Raw genomic sequence first — 1,383 nt, forward strand, 5'->3', positions numbered from 1 at the left:
ACTATCTTTATCTTTGCTTGGTGCTCTCGCATTTAGGGGAGGTACTCTGAGTATTGCTTGGTCATTGCTAATGTTTGGTATACTGTTAACTACGATTGGAGATGTTTGGTATTTTTATCTACAAACATTTGATGCATATGTTGAAGGACATCCTGTTGAATTATTGTGGTATTCTAGTTATTGGGTTATTACTTATGGACTTTACAAACATAAAAAAACAATTTAGAGAATTTGAGAAGGTACGTATTCTTTTGTAATGTTTCTAGTCCTCTCTAATCTTTTGAGAACAAATCTTGCAGTTTCACTAACATCTGGACTTGGATCATTTAATGCTACTTTAATCTCATTTTCTACCTCAAATGCTCGCATCAATCCTAGTGATTCTATGGCCTCATGTTTGACTAATGCACTTTTATCGTAAAATGCAGAATTTACCAAATTTGGTATCTTTTTTCTCATGTTTCTTGCAGCAATTTGAAAGCAGGCTTCATGTTTTACCACTCCATTATCATCATTTTCTAAAATCCATACCATTAGGTCTGCAACTTTGTCAAAAATTGGCTCTTTAGGACCTGCAATCTCTGCAATTTCTCCTGCTAACCATACAGCATCCCAACGTCTAGATTCATCTCGCTCATTTTTTAGTATTGGTTCGCAGAACTCTAATCTTTTTTGTAATGGCATCTCACGAACTCGATCCTCATCAATCACTGTTGCACTCATTCCCATTAATGGGAATTTATCATTAATAACTTTTTATCTGATTTCCAAAACAAAAATCATTTATTATTAAGTACTTAAAATGATACATAATGAATGAGATTGATAGGTTTTTTGCAAATTCTGTAGAATCAATTATATCTGAAAATCTAGGTCATTCAGCCCTTTCAAAAATTAAATCACGTCTATCTGAAAAATTTGGAATTGGTATCTATGAATCCCTCTCTCAATTTAGTAAATTTGATATTGTTTTAAGAGAGTTTTTTGGAAAAGGAGCAGATTCAATTGAACGAAAATGTTTTGAATCTATATTATTGTTAGACTCTAAATCTATGAAAAACAATGGCATGTATATAACAATTAAAGATAACGACTTGTCAATGCTATTTCTTGAAACCTTTGGTGATGAAATGAAAAAGAATATGATCAACTGCGTTACTGACAAGTCCATGACTATATATGAAATACTACAAAAATGCGACATTCCACAGACTTCGGGGTATAGAAAAATAAAACAATTAATTGAAAATAATTTTTTAACAATTCAAGGTTTTGGAACTTCGTCAGATGGTAAAAAAATTCCTAAATACACATCTGTTTTTGAAAATATAAAAATAGATATTGAAAAAAATAAAGTTTTGGTATCTGTTAAAATTAAAAATG

2 protein-coding genes and 1 pseudogene are annotated in these 1,383 nt (G+C 30.9%); 2 read left to right on the forward strand and 1 reads right to left on the reverse strand.

All coding sequences use genetic code 11. From position 1 onward, the window contains the following. A pseudogene (locus tag BG20_RS12520) lies at positions 1 to 226 on the forward strand (histidine kinase); the annotation flags it as partial. Here the strand turns inward: BG20_RS12520 and BG20_RS11500 are convergent. Then, the gene (locus BG20_RS11500; RefSeq protein ID WP_007401249.1) at positions 223 to 729 is read right to left on the reverse strand and encodes a HEAT repeat domain-containing protein; all 507 of its coding nucleotides are present in this window, start codon (positions 727 to 729) and stop codon (positions 223 to 225) included. The pseudogene BG20_RS12520 and the gene BG20_RS11500 sit on opposite strands and share 4 nt — an antisense overlap. 83 nt (positions 730 to 812) lie before the next feature. Here BG20_RS11500 and BG20_RS11505 point away from each other — a divergent pair. Then, positions 813 to 1,383: hypothetical protein (locus BG20_RS11505; RefSeq protein ID WP_010195643.1), on the forward strand; the 571-nt coding region annotated here is incomplete at its 3' end.

It is taken from the genome of Candidatus Nitrosarchaeum limnium BG20, assembly GCF_000241145.1.
Taxonomy (GTDB): Archaea; Thermoproteota; Nitrososphaeria; order Nitrososphaerales; family Nitrosopumilaceae; genus Nitrosarchaeum; species Nitrosarchaeum limnae.

What these genes read in the sequence shown, in the direction of transcription:
- BG20_RS11500 (WP_007401249.1), bottom strand. Translation starts at nt 729, where the DNA reads ATGGGAATGAGTGCAACAGTGATTGATGAGGATCGAGTTCGTGAGATG.